Consider the following 15,868-nt stretch of genomic DNA (forward strand, 5'->3'; position numbering starts at 1 on the left):
GAGGGTGGGAAGCAGCCCTGACAACGGGGAGACGGGCCAGAACTGCCAGATGGTTTGGGCTCCTCTAGCGAGATGAGAAGGTGCACGCGAGAAACCAGTGCTAAAGCTCCGTAAGTGGAGTGCCGGCTTCAACCTGGTGGATATGGGCCGGTCTGCAGCGCGTGACCGCCTCGGGTCATCACCCGAGGTGGTCAACTCCGAAGCCGGTCGACAGTGCCGGTGGGGAGGCCACGTTGAAGGTCTGCGGCGTAGGCGTGGCGATGCTGTTGGGGCATGAGCTGGGCGCCTCCCTCGTCGATCGGTCACATGGTGAACGTGGGAACCGCCCGCGGTCGCTCCCGGTTTCGGTCTGCCAGACCGGAGCGGGGGCAGGTCCGTCGCCGACTGACGGCCGTGGAGTGGGACGGAGGTCTCGTAGTAGTCCGGGGGCGGGAAAGCCGCCCACATGGCGAAGGAGACCAGCAGATCCGCAGGGAAGGATGCTGGAATGCCGGGAGCGCGTCGGTGAACATCGATGATCTGGAGTCGGCCCTACTGCGGGCTGAGCGCCGGGTACTGGAGATCCAGACCAAACTGCACCGTTGGGCGGCCGATGATGTCGGCCGCCGGTTCGACGACCTGTTCAACCTGGTGTGTGACCCGGCCTTCCTGCTGGTGGGCTGGAACCGGGTGCGGGGCAACAAGGGAGCACGCACGGCCGGGACCGACGGCAAGACCGTCCCCTCCATCCAGGCCCGTATCGGCGTGGAGGAGTTCCTGGCCGGGCTGCGGACCAGCCTGAAGGGCGGAGTGTTTCGCCCGTTGCCGGTGCGCGAGCGGATGATCCCCAAGCCGGGAACGGCCAAGCGCCGCCGGTTAGGGATCCCGACCGTGGCCGACCGGGTGGTCCAGGCATCCTTGAAACTGGTGTTGGAGCCGATCTTCGAGGCGGATTTCCAGCCGTGTTCCTACGGCTTTCGCCCGAACCGGCGCGCGCATGACGCGGTGTCGGAGGTTCAGTATCTGACCAGCCGCTCTTATGAGTGGGTGGTGGAGCCCGACATCGCGGCCTGCTTCGATGAGATCTCCCATCCGGCCCTGATGGACCGGATACGCGGGCGGATCTCCGATAAGCGGGTGCTCACGCTGATCAAGGCGTTCCTCAAGGCCGGGATCCTCGGGGAGGATCAAGTGCGCAGGAACACCGACACCGGCACCCCGCAGGGCGGGATCTTGTCACCGTTGCTGGCGAACGTGGCCCTATCGGTCCTGGATGAGCATTTCGCCGCCCAGGTCGGCGACTACTTCAGCAGGCGACGGCGTCGTCACCACGGGCAGGCCAACTACCGGCTGATCCGGTATGCGGACGACTTCGTGGTGGTGGTCTCCGGACGCAAAGAGCACGCCGAAGCCGTGCTGGAGGAGGTAGCGGAGGTTCTCTCCCCGCTGGGACTACGGCTGGCAGCCGACAAGACCCGCGTCGTGCACATCAACCAGGGCCTCGACTTCCTGGGCTGGCGCATCCAGCGTCACCGCAAGCGAGGAACCAAAGACCGGCACTACGTCTACACCTACCCGTCGAAGAAGGCGCTGCACGCCATCACGGCGAAGGTGAAGAACTGGTGCTGGAAGGACGTGAACATGTCGTTCCCAGTCCTGGCGCGTCGGCTCAATCAGATGCTCCGGGGCTGGACGGCCTACTTTCGGCCTGGCGTCTCCAGCGCCACGTTCGGCTATCTCAGCCACGTACTCTGGAGACAGGTCTTCGGCTGGCTGCGACGCAAACACCGGCGCACCACCTGGAGACAGCTCCGACGCCAGTACTGCCGAGGAGGCTGGTGGCCCACCACCAGCGAGGCGACACTGTTCAACCCGGCGACGGTCAGCACCACCCGATACCGCTACCGGGGAACAGCCATTCCCTCGCCCTGGCCACTCACGGCATGACGAACCATCCCCCGCAACGGGATCTGTGGAGAGCCGGATGCGGTGAAAGTCGCACGTCCGGTTCGGGAGGCGGGCCGAGGAGACGGGTCGAAATCGATACCGCGCCTCGGCTCGACCTCACCGCAACGCTCTGCCCGGCGCCCTGACCCGTCTTGACCCGCCCCGCCCTCTCCGTCGATCACTCGGTAGCCTGCCGGAGTGAACCTCACGCAGCGTGCCGTTGGCGCGATCGTGGGCTCGGCTGTGGGCGACGCGCTGGGCGCGCCATTCGAGTTCGGCCCACCGGGAGCGTTTTCCGCCCGCTTTCCGCTACCGAGTGCCGGCGGCGAGATGAGCGGAGGCGGCGGCTGGGACGCCGGTGAGGCCACCGACGATACGCAGATGGCCGTTCACATCGCCGAGTCACTGCTGGAGCATGGCGGCCTGAACCTGCCGGACATCTTCACCCGCTTCCAACGGTGGGCAGCCGATGATCCCAAAGACATCGGACTACAGACCGAGGACGTACTGACCCGCGGCCTGCCCTGGGACCAGGCCGCCACCGCCCACTACCGAAGCAGCCACCGAGCCGCGGGAAACGGCGCACTCATGCGGGCCACCCCGTCGGCGGTGTACTTCGCCCGCGACGGCCGACAGGCCACCATGGACGCCGCCCGACACATCGCCGCCCTCACCCACGGCGACCCGGCGGCATGGGAAGGCACCGCGATCTTCCACGACCTGATGCGTACCGCCCTGAACGGCGCGGACCCCGTGGACCAGCTCTCCCAGACCCTCGCAGCCGTCCACCCCGACCATCGTCAGCGCTACGCCACCGTCCTCGCGACCGACTGGCATCCCGACCACGCCACCGAGTTCAACGGCTCCGTCTGGCCCTGTCTCGGCTCAGCCGTCTGGGCCCTGCGTACCACCCGCAGCTACGAGGACGCCGTCCGCGTCGCCCTCGACCTGGGTGGCGACACCGACACCGTCGCCGCTGTCACCGGCGGCCTGGCGGGAGCCGTATACGGACCGACAGCAATTCCCACCCGCTGGACCGACCCCCTGCACATTCCGCTACCCGGAAGCGGCGGCCGAATCCTACGCCTGCCTCACCTGCTCGACCTAGCTCGTGACCTCACAGAGCGTCCGAGCACAAACTGACGGCTGAGCCGGGCCCACCAGAGTGCGACGACTGCCCGCTTGGCAGGCAAGCCAATTGCCCTGGCCCCACAGCCGCCACCTGGGCGGGAGGCATTCCGCGAGTGACCTTGAGTATCCCCTGTTGACCGCCCTTGATGGCCCGCTAATGGCCCGCACGGTCGCGTCTCGACGTGCCTCTTCGCACGGAGCCACACGCATGGTGTCCAGCACGAGACACTCGCCTGCTGCGAGTCCTATGTCGCTCGCTCTTCGACCCGCTCCGCCAGCTTTGGCCACGCATCGTCACCCAGGAAGATGACTGCCCCGGGTTTCTCGGAGACGCGTCCCGGTGTCAGGCCAGCAAGCTACTATGCGCGGCATGTCGCTGTTATCCCGCCTTGGGGTCTCGGTTGTTGGTCCTGCTGCCTGGCGTGTGCAGCAGACTTGGACCAGCCTGCTGCCGAAGGGCGTGATGTCATGCCCGCCGTTGGGCACCACCGACGGCCACACCGATTGGGTGGCGTCGGTGACGACCACGGTCTTGGACGGCCACGCGGTAGCGGTCACCGGAGGCGGCGATTACACCGTACGGGTGTGGGATCTGTTAACCGGCGAGCCGGTCGGCGTCCCATGGGCCGGTCACACGAACGCGGTGCGGGCGCTGGCGATGTCCGTTCTGGACGGTCGCCCTGTCGTGGTCAGCGGTAGTGACGACCACACCATACGGGTGTGGGACCTCGCGTCCGGCAGGCCGGTCGGTGGGCCATACCGCCTTCGGGCTGACAGTGTGGAGGCCCTCGCGATCGGGGAACGCCAGGGCCGCCCGGTGGTGGTCACCGGTTGCTACGACACGACGGTACGGGTGTGGGATCTGGAAACGCGGCAGGAGGTGATGGCACCGATCCGCGGCCACACCTACCCGGTGTACGCGGTGGCGACCGCGGTGCTGGACGGCCGCTGGGTGGCTGTCACAGGCGGCGACCGAACGGTCCGGGTTTGGGACCTGGATACCGGTGATCCGGTGGGCAGCCCGTTCACCCACACGGGAAACGTGGACGAGCTTGCGGTCGCCGAGTTGGCAACCGGCCAGTTGGTGGTCGTCTCCGGTGGATACCAGTCGACCACCAGCGTGTCGGACCTGGCCACCGGACTGCCGGTCGGCGACCTCTCCCGATCTGCGAACCTGGAGGCCGTGACGACCACGGCAGTGGACGGCCGGGTGGTGGCGATCACCTGCCACGACGAGACCATCCAGGTGTGGGACCTGGAAACGGCCGAACTGGTCGGTGAGTTGTTCCCTCAGCATCCCCAATCGGTGGCAGCGGTGGCGACGGCTGTGGTGGACGGCCGACAGGTGGTGGTGTCGAGTTGCCAAAGAGGGTCGGTCCGGGTGTCCGATCTGGTCGTCGGCGGACCGGCCGGCAAGCCGGTTCGCCACGACGCCGCGATCAGGGCGGTGGCCACCGCTTCGGTGGCCGGCCGGCCGGTGGTGGTCACCGGCGGCGATGACGAAACCGTACGAGTGTGGGATCTGGACACCGGCGACGAGGTGTGCGGGCCGCTCACGGGCCACACCGGCGCCGTCACCGCCGTGACCGCGACCCACGTGGACGGTTACGCCGTGGCGATCACCGGAGGCAAGGACAGCGACGTCCACCTCTGGGACCTCACCCTGGGGAAAGCGGCCCGGGCACCGTTGACCGCCCACCGCCGCCCGATAACCGCGGTCGCGGCCGACAACACGGGCGATCCGCCCCGGGCCATCACCGCCGGCGACGACAAGACCATCCGGGTATGGGATCTCCGTACCGGCGAAGAGACCGGCAACCCGCGCAAAAGCGACCATCGCTGGGTACACGACCTCGCCACCACCACGCTCGACGACCAGCCCGTCGCCGTACTCGGGCGGTGGGGCGGCGGCTTCCGGGTCCGTGACCTCACCACCAACCGCGACACCGGAGTCCGGACCACCGGACGCAACGGCAGACCGGTACGCCTCGTGGCCGCCACCATCGCGGACGGACAACCCATCGCCATCACCGCGAACGTCGACTGGCGCGATCCGACGGAGGTATGGGACGTCGCCACCGCTCAGCAGATCGGCGAACTTCCCATGCGAACCGTGGGCGCACTCGCCGCCACCACGGTCGACGGCCACCCCATCGCGGTTGCCGCCAGCTACAGCACGGTAGCGGTATGGAGCCTCACCACCTTCGACAAGATCATCCCTGACATCGAATTCCCCTACGGGATCAACGCCGTCGCCGCCACCCCGCAAGGCCACATCATCGTCTGCTTCGACCGTGACATCGCTGTACTCACAGCAACCCGATCAAGCTGACCATCTGAGGGATCAGGGGGACTAGGCGGGAGATGGGCCAGGATGGCTAATGGCCCGAACACCCCGTCACAAGATCAGTGGCGGGGTGCTTTCCCTGGTGGAGCCTAGGAGATTCGAACTTCTGACTTCCTGCTTGCAGACGGTAACCGGTCATGACGTGGAAAACTCAAAGCCTGGTCAGGTGGCAGATGAAGATCGGTAGAGTGTGATCGCGTGAGGCGGCGTTGCTGTACAGCCGTTACCCCGGCTCAGCCGGTGAGAAAAGGGAGCCCTGTCGTGTCCGGCGGTACCGGGCGGTCGAGCTTCTCGGTGAGCTTCCGATCAATTCCACCGTGCCTTCATCACGCATGATCGAAAGCCAGCGCCGTACAGTCTGATCGGTCAGGCCGGTACTCCGGGCCAGCTCGGCTCGCGAGAGGGTTTCGTCACCAAGCGCGTCCAGTAGTTGAGGGCGTCGATCGCTCCGTGTCGACGCAGGTGCTTCCCCTGAGGGAGGGCGATGCCCCCGTTGGGACAACTCGTACTGCGCCCATCGCCTGCTCCCGGTCTGAGTCACCAGTTCACGTGCCACCAGATCCCCCAGTTCGGCCGTAGCCACACGCGAGTCCACACCGGTCGCGCTCCGGTAGGAGCGGTTGTCCAGGATTTCTCGATTTCGGAGCATCGCCAGCGCGATGCACTGACTGCCAGAGAAACCTTCTTCGCCCAAACTTTCGATCCACCGCACGACTTCCTCGTTCAGCAAAGCGTGGTTGGGGATGGTGACGGTGAAGGAGGACACACGGTCATCGAACTGCGGTGGACTCATCCCGGCCGCCCGGAGGGCGGAGACCATGGCGCGGATTCCAGAGCCCCGGTTCTCACATACCGTCCGGGTCTCACCCGGAAGAGGAACGTCCTCAAGCATCCTCATCAGGGTCGCGTTGCGTGCGGACGAGATCCCTTCGTCGGTGAGGTTGTCGATGGTCACCGGGCCGAACAATCCGCCAGGGCTTCGAATTGTCAGCCTGTCCGGGTACATCTCAATCTGGATCTGAGTACCCCGGGCGGCGCTGGACAGATCCCGGTGTACGAGCGCATTCACCACGGCTTCCCGAAGTGCGGTCTCCGGGTACTCCCAGACGTCCTCTCGGCCGGCTCCTCCGATGACCGCTCTCCTGGACATATTGCGCCGGATTACAGCCAGCGCGTCGCGGACCATGATGGGGATGGGTCCTTCGACAGTGAGATTGTCCAGAAAGCGAGTGCCAGTCGCTGATGGTTGGCCGGTGACCGAGGGGTAATGCACGAAGCTGATCATCAGTTGGGGGAAATACTCCTGCGGGTAGGACCCGAGCGCGAGCAGGGCTGCCAGGGAGAGGTTTTCCGTGCCGTCGTGTCCAGCTACCAGAATCCTGGCTCGTCTCAGCAGGTGGTCACGGTCTAGATCTGCAAAGGCATGGGGCCTGTTGGTACGAAGTCTCGCGATGAACGACTCCAGGGCGATCGGATCAAGAAGCTGGAGGCCGGTCCCTGAAATGGCCTGCTCATCCTCACGAGGCTGCCCGCGTGAGGACAGCATGATCTGCACCTCGTAGCTCGACAGCCGCCGATCCCCATCGCCTACGCGTACGAAGCTGCCCTTGGTCATCCCGGCACCTTTGTAGAAACACGGTCGCTGGGCCGGATCCAGTTCGGGGACTTCAGCCACGATGATCTTCACACCTTCGAAGTCGTGGACGCGGATCAACGGCCGCAGAGCGGGTTCCATGTCAGTGGAGCAGAGCGAGGCCAGGTCGTTGGAGAGCTTAGAAGCATCACGTACACCCGTTGCTGAGAATGTCGTGCTCTCGCTCAGACCGAGGATGAGCACACCACCGTGAGTGTTGGCGAAGGCAGAGAGCGTCTCCCGGATCGTCTTCGGCAGCTCGCGCTGGGACTGCTTCACTTCCACGTCGGAGATGTCCCCGCCGAGGACGCGGAGGTTGGCGACGATCTCGGAGAGCTCTTCGTCGAGCACCTTGTACTCCCTGAGCAGCGCGGACGGCATGCTAGTTAGCATGCTAGTTAGCATGTCTCGGCTAAGTAACAGGAATCACCAAGCTGGACACCTGAAGAGAGGCCTTTCTCGGCTCTTGTCCACCGGAGGCACCGGGATATAGCTGCATAGGCTGTACCCGAGCGAAGCGCGGATCATTGGGGCGCGCTCCCGTCCAACAGGCGGGCACGGGTGGGTGGCCTGAGGCCCGCTGCCGGCTAGTGCCGGGACGTACCCATGACCTCTACTTCGCCTATGGCGAGGAGCAGAGCCGCCACGCCATCAGACAGCGGTTCGGCTTCCTGATCCCGCAGGCGAGCGTGTGAAGTTCAGTCGACGCTGTAGCTGTACACCATGGAAAAGGCCACCTCCCGATCATGGGAAGTGGGCCTTCTACCTGGAGTGGAGCCTAGGAGATTCGAACTCCTGACTTCCTGCTTGCAAAGCAGGCGCTCTGCCAACTGAGCTAAGGCCCCTTCGACGAAGATAGCTTACCGGGCCGACGACGCTATCTGCGTCGTACCGAGGTCATCGCTCAAGACCAAGCTCGGAAAGTCTGCGATCGAGTCGAGGAGGTGGGTGGCGCCGCCCTTCAGGAGGCGTTCCCGGCTGTGGACGCCTGTGAGGAGGCCCGCCACGATCGAGGCCCCGGCTCGTGTGCCGCACAGCATGTCGTTCTCCGAGTCGCCGATCACCGCCACATGCCGTACGTCCGCCACCCCCGTGCGGAGGACCGCGTGCAGCACCATGTCGGGCCAGGGGCGGCCGCGACCGCCGGCGTCTTCTGGGGAGATGGCCAGGTCGATCTTGTCGTCCCAGTCGAGCATGCTGAGGACGCGGCTCAGCGTGACGCGGCTGAAGCCGGTGATCAGGGCCAGTTTGATGCCGTTGCCGCGGAGTTTGTCGAGGACTTCCATGACTGCGGGCACGGCCGTCAGACCTGCCCGCTCCAACGTGCCCTCATAGGAGCGTTCGAACGTCAGGTTGGCCGCCTGGGCCTGGGCTTCGTTGCCGGGGAAGATCCCGCGGAAGACATCGATCGTGGGACATCCCCGGGACCGGTGCACGTGAACCATGGCACGTGCGTAAGCCCCGGTCCCGGGCACTATGCCCTGGGTCGCGATCGCCTCGGCAAAGGCGCGCTCGACCATGGCGATGTCACCGACTGTGGTGCCTGCCAGGTCCAGGCACACCAGCTTGATGGGGACGATGTCACTCATCGCCTCGCCGGTCGGTTAGTTCTCGCTGCCGGTCGCCTCGGTCCAGAGATCAAGCTCTGCGCGGTCGGCCTGCACCTTACGCCAGATCAGCAACCCCCCAAGGGCGATCAGCGCCAGAACGAGCAGCTTCTTCACGGTGTGACCCCACTTCTTCGACGGTCTCACCTGCCGGGGTGAGACCCAACGGTTGGCAAGCAGCCTAGCAAGGGATGGCTGCGCTCCCTGTGTTGCGGATGTGCGGAATGTGCGATGGACGAGTGTTCAACCCCAGCCGGGGCCCGGATATTGCCCCCATCTCGGACGAACTTCTGACAACCATCTATCAGCAGCCCTCATGGGCAACAGCTCGATCATGCCAAATATCCGGCGTGGATGCGCGAAGCGTCCGTGCCGGGCGGCGGCTCGTGCTCACGGAGGAGGCCGGTGAGCCTCATCCTGGTGAACGCGGTGCCCTGAAGGAGCGTAACCCGAGGTGAGCGAGGTTGCCAGCCGTCTGGGAGGTGAGGAGGCCCGCTCCGGGTGCGCTTTCGGAGCCAGGCCCGCGCCGTACGACTGATCGGTTGATGACTGTTCGGCTTGCGTCGTTCGGCTGTTCGGCTGTTCGGCTGTTCGGCTGTTCGGCTGTTTGCGTTCGTTCGGGTGTTCGCGCCGTACGGCTGTTCGCCTGTTTGGCTCAGGACGAACATGGCCTTCCCAGGTCCTATAGATATACGGGTAGGGGGTATCGTGACCGAAGTGTCCGTACACAGACTGAGGAGATCGACATGACCACTGCCACCTACACCGTCACCGGCATGACCTGCGGCCACTGCGTCAGTTCCGTCAAGGAGGAGGTCGGCGAGGTTTCGGGGGTGACGTCCGTTGAGGTCGACTTGGCCGGTGGCTTGCTGACGGTCAGCAGCGACGCACCCGTCGACGCGGCCCTGATCGCCGCGGCCGTGAAGGAGGCCGGTTACGAGGTGACCGGGCAGGCATGACGGCGCCCCCGCGCAGCCCTCAATCGCCCCCGCCCGTACGCCCGATCAACCCCCGTACGGCCGCGCCGTCCCCCAGAACGCCCCCGTACGCCCGTTCGGCCCCCACACGCTCGCTCACGCGGACTGGAGCCGACGCAGGCGTCGCTGGCCCGCTTCATCGACGAGGGCCTGCTGGCCAGGCACATCAGGAAGGCCACATGCGAGTACGCCGCGCGCCACGCTCTGGTCGCCGAGGCGCTGGCGGCCGACGAGCGCCTGCTGCCGGTGCCGTCCACGGCGGGGCTGCACCTGTGCGCCCGCCTGGCGCCCGGCGTGTCCGTACGACCCGCGCCTCAGGTGGCGGTGGAGCGGCTGGAGTCGTACTGCGCGGAGGAGCCGGCGCAGCGGGGACTGGTGCTGGGCTACGGCGCGATCGCGAAGGACGCCATCCCCGAGGGGCTGCGTCTGCTGCGGTCACGGATGTCGGCGGCTCCAGAATCCACGGGCCCGATCCCCTGACATCTCGGGGTCGTCGGGCGAGGTCGGCTGTCGCACGATCACGACGGTGGTGCGGGCGTGTCGGGCGCAGTACATGCTGGTGGAGGGCATGAAGATGCGGCTGAACAGGCCGCGTCTCCCCCGCCCCAGCACCAGCAGGTCGCCTTCGCGGGCCAGATCCACGAGGTGGTAGCCCGGGTCGCCGACCCGGCTGATCACCGCCGTCGTGAGATCTTCGGGCACTCCGCCCGCGACGTCGTCGAACACGCCGGTGATCACCTCTGAGCAGCGCGCTTCCTCGCCCGCCCTGATGGCGTGCTGCACGGGCAGCGCCTCAGGGAACGGATGCACGGGCGCTCGGCTGACGTGCACGGCGACCAGGGCCATCCGGTGCAGCCTGGCCGCGCCGATGGCCCAGGCGAGCGCCCAGCGCGATGACGGCGACTCGTCGACTCCGACGATCAGCCTCGCACCGGCGGGCAGTTCCTGTTCCACGGTGCCTCCTGTCAAGAGTACGACCATAATGCGCCTACCCGTCAGTTACCGGGAGGTGGCATTTTGCAGGCTTGGCGTCGTCACGTGGAAATGCAGACGTCTATCAGACCAGCTTGAGCAGGCCGCCGTACAGGATGTCCCGTTCGTCCTTCGACAGGATCCGGTACGGCTGCGCCGCCCGTACGTTGGTGCCCGCCTCGATCCTGGCGCGCAGCGGCCCGTCAGTCAGGTCGACGATCTCGGCGGCGGTCAGGTGCTCGGCCTGCCAGGCCGCGGCGTGCGCGTCGGCGCGGTGGTGGCGCAGCGCGGCGATGCGGTTGAACAGCAGCACTCCCGGCGCGGTCCCCTCCGGCTCGTACGGCGGCGCGACCGCCTCCAGTGCGCCGCCCGGCTCGCGTTCGGCCGCGTCGAGCACCCGTCCCGCCAGGTGTGCCAGGGCGGCCAGGTCGTGCCCGGCCCAGACGCGACCGGCCGCGGCGGCGTGCAGGTCGTACACCCTGTGGATGAACGAGAGTCCGGCGTCCGTCGGCCGGAGCAGGCCGCCGGGGTCATCGGCCATGGTGCCTTCGCGCAGGTGCTCGTCGAGTTCGCGGAGGGCGGCGTCGCCGTAGCGGTAGATCGTGGCCAGCCGGGGCCGGGTGAGCGGGCGCAGGGGGAGGGCGAAGCGCAGGTCGACGAGCAGGCCGGCGGTCACGTTCGACGACTCGGCCAGGTCGGTGACCGATCGGTGTGCCGCCGCGTGCAGATTGACGTGGGCCGCGTCGATGACCGGGGCGATCGTCGCCGCATATTCCGACAGGTCATGAAATTTCGGCATCAGGTGGATTATGCCGGTGTGTAGGAGGATCGAGGAGTGCCGCGCGGACCGGCCGTACCCCGTGGAAAACTAAGCGTATGGCCGCGCCGCTCCGCCTCGCCCGCACCACGGTGTTCGCCGTGGTCTGCCTGGGCCTCGGTGCGGCGGCCCACGTGCTCGGCGGCGCGTCCGTGCCGGCCCCCGCGATGGCGGGCGGGCTGGCGGTGGCGTTCGCGGCGGCGTACGCGCTGGCGGGGCGCGAACGCTCCTTCACGATGATCCTGTCGCTGCTCACCGCGCTGCAGATCGTCCTGCACGTGCTGTTCTCGTTGTCGCACCCGGCCACGCCGCACGTGATGGCCGGCCACGTCCATGCGCCGCTGGTGCCCGGCCTCGGCATGCTCGTCGCCCACGCCTGGGCGGTCGCCATGACCGCGCTGTGGCTGGCGCGCGGCGAGGCCGCGCTCTGGTCGCTGCTGCGGCGCCTGGTCGTACGGCTGCTGGTCATCTGGCTGCCGCTGCTCACGACTCCTTTCTCCACACCCCTGTGGACGGCGGAGCCGCGCGTGCTCCGTCCGGCCCTGCTGCGCCACGTGGTCAGCAGGAGGGGCCCACCGCGGGTCGTCACCGCCTGACCTCCAGGTCACGGCGGAACGGTTTCTTCCAACAGACGATCCGACGCCCGGCAGGGCCTGCTTCGGCATGCCGGGCGGAGAAAGGCCATGCCCATGTTCTCTCGTCATGCCCTCGTGCTCGCCGCCGCCGTGGTGGCGCTGGCCGGCTGCGGCGGCGGCTCGACCACCGCGGCCGCCCCCGCTGCCACGACCGCCGCAGCGGCGCCGTCCTCACCGGCCGCCGCCGCTGGGCTCACCATCACCGACCCCTGGGTGAAGACCGTCAAGAAGGGGATGACCGCGGCCTTCGGGACGCTGGTCAACAACGGCGACACCGACGTCACCATCGTGTCCGGCACGTCGCCGCTCTCGCCCACCATCGAGCTGCACGAGGTCGTCGAATCCGGCGGCAAGATGGTCATGCGGCCGAAGGAAGGCGGGTTCGTGGTGCCCGCGCACGGCACGCACCAACTCCAGCCCGGCGGCGACCACATCATGCTGATGGGCGTCACCGAAGAGGTGAAGCCCGGGGCCAAGGTGGCGTTCACGCTCCAGGTGGAGGGCGGGCAGCCGCTCGAGTTCAGCGCCGTCGGCAAGGACTTCGCCGGCGGCAAGGAGGACTACCAGCCGGGGCACGAATGATCAGCCGCAGAGGGCTGCTGGCCGGGGGAGCCGCCACCGCGGCCGGCGCCTTCACCCGCCACGAGACCTCGCCGCCCACCCATGCCGAGCGCGCGAGGGTGGAGCCCTTCCACGGCACCCACCAGGCCGGCGTCGCGACGCCACCGCAGGTGCACGCCGTGTTCGTCGGGTTCGACCTGCGCGAGAGCATCGGCGGGGAGGCCGTCGTACGGCTGATGCAACTGCTCACCGACGACGCCGCCCGCCTCACGCAGGGCCGGCCGGCCCTGGCCGACACCGAGCCGGAGCTGGCCGCGAACCCGGCCGGGCTGACGGTCACGTTCGGGTTCGGTGAGGGGTTGTTCAAGGCGGCGAAGGTGGATTCGCCGGTGCGCCCGCTGCCCGCGTTCGAGACGGACAAGCTGGCTGAACGGTGGAGCGGCGGTGACCTGCTCGTCCAGGTGTGCGCCGACGACGGCCTGACCGTCGCGCACGCCGTACGGATGCTCGTCAAGGACGCGCGGTCGTTCGCCCGCGTGCGCTGGACCCAGCGCGGTTTCCGCGGCGGGGCCAAGGGGACGACGCAGCGCAACCTGATGGGCCAGGTAGACGGCACCGTGAACCCGGCCGACCTGGACCGGGCCGTCTGGCTCGGCCTGGACGCGGACGGGATGCGCGGCGGCACCACCATGGTGTTGCGCAGGATCCGCATGCACCTGGAGACGTGGGACGCCGCCGACCGCGTGGCCAGGGAGTTCACCATCGGCCGGCGGCTCGACACCGGCGCTCCGCTGACGGGCCGGGCCGAACGCGACGAGCCCGATTTCGAACGGAAGAACAACCTGGGGTTCCCGGTCATCTCCGAGTACGCCCACATCAGGCGGGCCCACGTGGCGGATCCGGCGCAGCGCATCCTGCGGCGGCCGTACAACTACGACGAGGGTCTGACCGAGGACGGCGAGTCGGACTCCGGGCTGCTGTTCGCCTCGTTCCAGGCGGACATCGAGCGGCAGTTCGTGCCGGTCCAGCGGCGGCTGGCCGAGGGTGACCTGCTCAACGAGTGGGTCACCGCGATCGGCTCGGCCGTCTTCGCCATCCCGCCGGGCTGCGCGCCCGGCGGCTGGATCGGGGAGGGGCTGCTGGGCTAGAGGGCCTGTCTCGACAGTGTTGATGGACGGCCTGTCGGTGCCGGACGAGCGAAGAGGCCTCCGGTAACAGGTTCCTCGACCATGAAGAACCTGTAACCGGAGACCTCGTGGCCACCTTGGCGGTGACGCGGCGGTTCGACCTCACCGATGCGCAGTGGGCGCGGCGCTCACCGTTCAGCCGATCTTCCCCGCAGTGTCCGCAAACACCTGCAACGCCGCCAGGATCCCGGCCGGAATCGCGGTTTGCTCGGAGTTGCGGAGGTTCTTCAACAAAACGCGCCCCATCCCCGTCTGTGAGATGACAGACCAGGGAGAGGGTGGAGACGACAGGTGGAAGACGACTCCCGTTTCACGGAGTTCGTCGCCGAGCGGGCCAACGTGCTCATGCGTTACGGCTACGCGCTCAGCGGCAACCCCCACGACGCGGCGGACCTGACGCAGGAGGTCCTGATCAGGCTGCACCGCGCATGGGCGCGGGTGCGCAGCAAGGAGGACCCGGAGCGCTACGCCAAGGTGATCATGGCCAGGTTGCACATCAGCCGGTGGCGGCTGAGGCGGCGCGAGCACGTGTCGTGGGCCTTACCGGAGGTCCCGCTCCACGACACGCTGCCCTCCGACGGCGACCAGGATCTCTGGCACGCCTTGGCCGGGCTGCCGCGCAAGCAGCGCGCCGTTCTCGTGCTCCGCTTCTACGAGCAACTGGCCGACGCCGAGATCGCTGACCTGCTCAAGATCTCTCAGGGGACCGTTCGCAGCCATGCCTCGCTCGGACTGGCGAGGCTGCGTTCGGAGATGGCCGCGCGCCGCGCGCCGCCCGCGAAGGCCCCTTCCACACCCGCCGGCCACGACCGCATGACGAGGGCGCAGGCCCACACCACATCTGCTGAGAGGAACCTCCCATGACGAAGGATCTGGAAGACGATCTCCACCGGGTCATCATGTGCGGGGCCGAGGGTGCGCCGCAGGCGCCGGCTGGATTCCCGGCGCAGATCGTCGGCCGGTCGCGCCGTCGCCGGGAACGTCGCCATGCCGTGGCTGCGGCCCTCGCCGTCGTCGTGGTGGCGGGCGGCGTCGGATGGGCGGTGCGGGGGCAGGGCGACAACGCCCCGGTGGTGCTGAACCCGGTCGCCACGCCGTCGGCGTCCGCCGCGACGACCCGCGCCGCCGATCCCAGACCTATCGACCAGGTGTGGCCGCAGGCCGTATGGAAGATCCCGGCGAAGCTGCCCGGCGTCAAGAAGTACCAGCCCCGCGTCTTCATCGACGACCACACCGTCCTCCTCGAAACCTGGGAGAGCTTCGAGAAGGCGGACGCGATCTACGCCTACGACCTCACCACCGGCAGGCATCGGAAGATCGCGGACATCCGCACCCCGGAGGGCGTGTACGCCTCCAACTACGCAGCGGGCCAGGACCGCATCGTCTGGCAGACCATCACCGGCATCCGGACCACGTTCTGGTCGGTGCCCATCGCGGGTGGGGAGCCTGAGCCCATCCCCACGGACGCCCCGGTCGAGGGACGTGGCGACACCACGGTGGTCGTCGGCGACAGGCTGGCCTTCTCCGTCATGGAAGGCGGCGTCTTCACGCTCCCGCTGACGGGCGGCGCCGTGACCCCGGTCGCCGACGCCGAACGCCACCACATCCTGCGCTGGCCGTGGGTGGGGACCCCCGGCCGGTACACGCCGAACAACGAGCCCAGTTTCGAGGAGATCCGCAACGTCGAAACCGGAGAGACGAGCAAGGCGCTGGTACGTCCCGGAGACCAGGACGTCCGCTGCGGTGTGACGACGTGCGTGGGCATTGCCGCGGATCACCAGCCCTTCTACCGCCTGCGCGACGGCTCACACGAACGGCAGCTCCAGCAGTCGGCCGCGACCGGCGTCGCCTACGACCGCTTCATGACCGTGCGGACTCGGGACCAACGCGCACGACGGCAGTTGCTGCTGGACCTGGCCACAGGCAAGTCCGGGGACCTGGGCCTGCGCGAAACCCCCGACGGAAAGAGCTACCCTACGGTGGAGCCGGGCATCTACAGAAACAATCTGGTCGCCTACCCCCTGGGCGACGACTACGTGATCATCGATCTCACCCGGATCACCTAGGCTTGATCT

15 protein-coding genes and 1 tRNA gene are annotated in these 15,868 nt (G+C 67.7%); 10 read left to right on the forward strand and 6 right to left on the reverse strand.

Going from position 1 to position 15,868, the window contains the following annotated elements; translation table 11 throughout:
• Positions 1-504 precede the first annotated feature (504 nt).
• From ltrA to E1295_RS22180, 3 genes are all read left to right on the forward strand, one after another.
• A complete protein-coding gene (gene ltrA, locus E1295_RS22170) occupies positions 505-1,926 on the forward strand; it encodes a group II intron reverse transcriptase/maturase (RefSeq protein WP_132632232.1) in 1,422 nt (473 codons plus the stop codon).
• Between the two features lie 198 nt (positions 1,927-2,124).
• A complete protein-coding gene (locus E1295_RS22175) occupies positions 2,125-3,069 on the forward strand; it encodes an ADP-ribosylglycohydrolase family protein (protein WP_132632233.1) in 945 nt (314 codons plus the stop codon).
• Between the two features lie 358 nt (positions 3,070-3,427).
• The gene (locus E1295_RS22180; protein ID WP_166427360.1) at positions 3,428-5,389 is read left to right on the forward strand and encodes a WD40 repeat domain-containing protein; all 1,962 of its coding nucleotides are present in this window, start codon (positions 3,428-3,430) and stop codon (positions 5,387-5,389) included.
• Positions 5,390-5,627: 238 nt separating this feature from the next.
• Here the strand turns inward: E1295_RS22180 and E1295_RS22185 are convergent, their stop codons facing one another.
• The 4 genes from E1295_RS22185 to E1295_RS50240 all read right to left on the reverse strand — a co-directional run bounded on the left by E1295_RS22185 (position 5,628) and on the right by E1295_RS50240 (position 8,761).
• Positions 5,628-7,418, reverse strand: coding sequence for an ATP-binding protein (locus E1295_RS22185; protein ID WP_246080212.1), 1,791 nt, complete (start codon positions 7,416-7,418; stop codon positions 5,628-5,630).
• A 391-nt stretch (positions 7,419-7,809) separates the two neighbouring features.
• Positions 7,810-7,882, reverse strand: a tRNA-Ala gene (locus E1295_RS22190).
• Between the two features lie 15 nt (positions 7,883-7,897).
• Positions 7,898-8,599: an HAD-IA family hydrolase gene (locus tag E1295_RS22195; protein ID WP_246080214.1), complete on the reverse strand. Its 702-nt coding sequence runs from the start codon at positions 8,597-8,599 to the stop codon at positions 7,898-7,900.
• Between the two features lie 42 nt (positions 8,600-8,641).
• Positions 8,642-8,761 (reverse strand): DLW-39 family protein, encoded by a 120-nt coding sequence (locus E1295_RS50240; protein WP_020542320.1) that lies wholly within the window; start codon positions 8,759-8,761, stop codon positions 8,642-8,644.
• A gap of 629 nt (positions 8,762-9,390) precedes the next feature.
• Here E1295_RS50240 and E1295_RS22205 point away from each other — a divergent pair.
• Together E1295_RS22205 and E1295_RS49685 are read left to right on the forward strand one after the other, a co-directional pair.
• Positions 9,391-9,603 (forward strand): heavy-metal-associated domain-containing protein, encoded by a 213-nt coding sequence (locus E1295_RS22205; protein ID WP_132632237.1) that lies wholly within the window; start codon positions 9,391-9,393, stop codon positions 9,601-9,603.
• A gap of 264 nt (positions 9,604-9,867) precedes the next feature.
• On the forward strand, positions 9,868-10,101 hold the full coding sequence (locus E1295_RS49685; protein ID WP_181958025.1) for a hypothetical protein: 234 nt from the start codon (positions 9,868-9,870) through the stop codon (positions 10,099-10,101).
• Here the strand turns inward: E1295_RS49685 and E1295_RS22215 are convergent.
• Both E1295_RS22215 and E1295_RS22220 read right to left on the reverse strand, forming a co-directional pair.
• Positions 10,057-10,575, reverse strand: a complete 519-nt coding sequence (locus tag E1295_RS22215; protein WP_166427361.1) for a universal stress protein — start codon at positions 10,573-10,575, stop codon at positions 10,057-10,059. The two genes, E1295_RS49685 and E1295_RS22215, sit on opposite strands and share 45 nt — an antisense overlap.
• A 103-nt stretch (positions 10,576-10,678) precedes the next feature.
• Positions 10,679-11,392 carry a hypothetical protein gene (locus E1295_RS22220; RefSeq protein WP_132632239.1) on the reverse strand — a complete coding sequence of 238 codons (714 nt, stop codon included), beginning with the start codon at positions 11,390-11,392 and terminating at the stop codon, positions 10,679-10,681.
• 77 nt (positions 11,393-11,469) lie between these two features.
• On the opposite strand from E1295_RS22220, the gene E1295_RS22225 reads away from it, so the two are divergent.
• From E1295_RS22225 to E1295_RS22245, 5 genes are all read left to right on the forward strand, one after another.
• The gene (locus E1295_RS22225) at positions 11,470-12,006 is read left to right on the forward strand and encodes an MFS transporter (RefSeq protein ID WP_132632240.1); all 537 of its coding nucleotides are present in this window, start codon (positions 11,470-11,472) and stop codon (positions 12,004-12,006) included.
• Between the two features lie 87 nt (positions 12,007-12,093).
• Positions 12,094-12,627: a copper chaperone PCu(A)C gene (locus E1295_RS22230; RefSeq protein ID WP_132632241.1), complete on the forward strand. Its 534-nt coding sequence runs from the start codon at positions 12,094-12,096 to the stop codon at positions 12,625-12,627.
• Complete coding sequence (locus E1295_RS22235; protein ID WP_132632242.1) at positions 12,624-13,754, forward strand: Dyp-type peroxidase; 1,131 nt, start codon at positions 12,624-12,626, stop codon at positions 13,752-13,754. Before E1295_RS22230 ends, E1295_RS22235 begins: the two co-directional genes overlap by 4 nt.
• A gap of 330 nt (positions 13,755-14,084) precedes the next feature.
• Entirely contained in the window at positions 14,085-14,657 is a 573-nt protein-coding gene (locus E1295_RS22240) for a SigE family RNA polymerase sigma factor (protein ID WP_132632243.1), read from the forward strand.
• Positions 14,654-15,859, forward strand: a complete 1,206-nt coding sequence (locus E1295_RS22245; protein ID WP_132632244.1) for a TolB-like translocation protein — start codon at positions 14,654-14,656, stop codon at positions 15,857-15,859. The genes E1295_RS22240 and E1295_RS22245 overlap by 4 nt, the downstream gene beginning before the upstream one ends.
• Positions 15,860-15,868 lie beyond the last annotated feature (9 nt).

This window comes from Nonomuraea mesophila, assembly GCF_004352805.1.
GTDB classification, from domain to species: domain Bacteria; phylum Actinomycetota; class Actinomycetes; order Streptosporangiales; family Streptosporangiaceae; genus Nonomuraea; species Nonomuraea longispora.

Bases quoted from the DNA above. Each gene is read 5' to 3' on its own strand.
- E1295_RS22180 (WP_166427360.1), top strand. From the start codon at position 3,428: ATGTCGCTGTTATCCCGCCTTGGGGTCTCGGTTGTTGGTCCTGCTGCC.
- E1295_RS22185 (WP_246080212.1), bottom strand. From the start codon at position 7,418: ATGCCGTCCGCGCTGCTCAGGGAGTACAAGGTGCTCGACGAAGAGCTC.
- E1295_RS22205 (WP_132632237.1), top strand. From the start codon at position 9,391: ATGACCACTGCCACCTACACCGTCACCGGCATGACCTGCGGCCACTGC.
- E1295_RS22220 (WP_132632239.1), bottom strand. From the start codon at position 11,392: ATGCCGAAATTTCATGACCTGTCGGAATATGCGGCGACGATCGCCCCG.
- E1295_RS22225 (WP_132632240.1), top strand. From the start codon at position 11,470: ATGGCCGCGCCGCTCCGCCTCGCCCGCACCACGGTGTTCGCCGTGGTC.
- E1295_RS22230 (WP_132632241.1), top strand. From the start codon at position 12,094: ATGCCCATGTTCTCTCGTCATGCCCTCGTGCTCGCCGCCGCCGTGGTG.
- E1295_RS22235 (WP_132632242.1), top strand. From the start codon at position 12,624: ATGATCAGCCGCAGAGGGCTGCTGGCCGGGGGAGCCGCCACCGCGGCC.
- E1295_RS22245 (WP_132632244.1), top strand. From the start codon at position 14,654: ATGACGAAGGATCTGGAAGACGATCTCCACCGGGTCATCATGTGCGGG.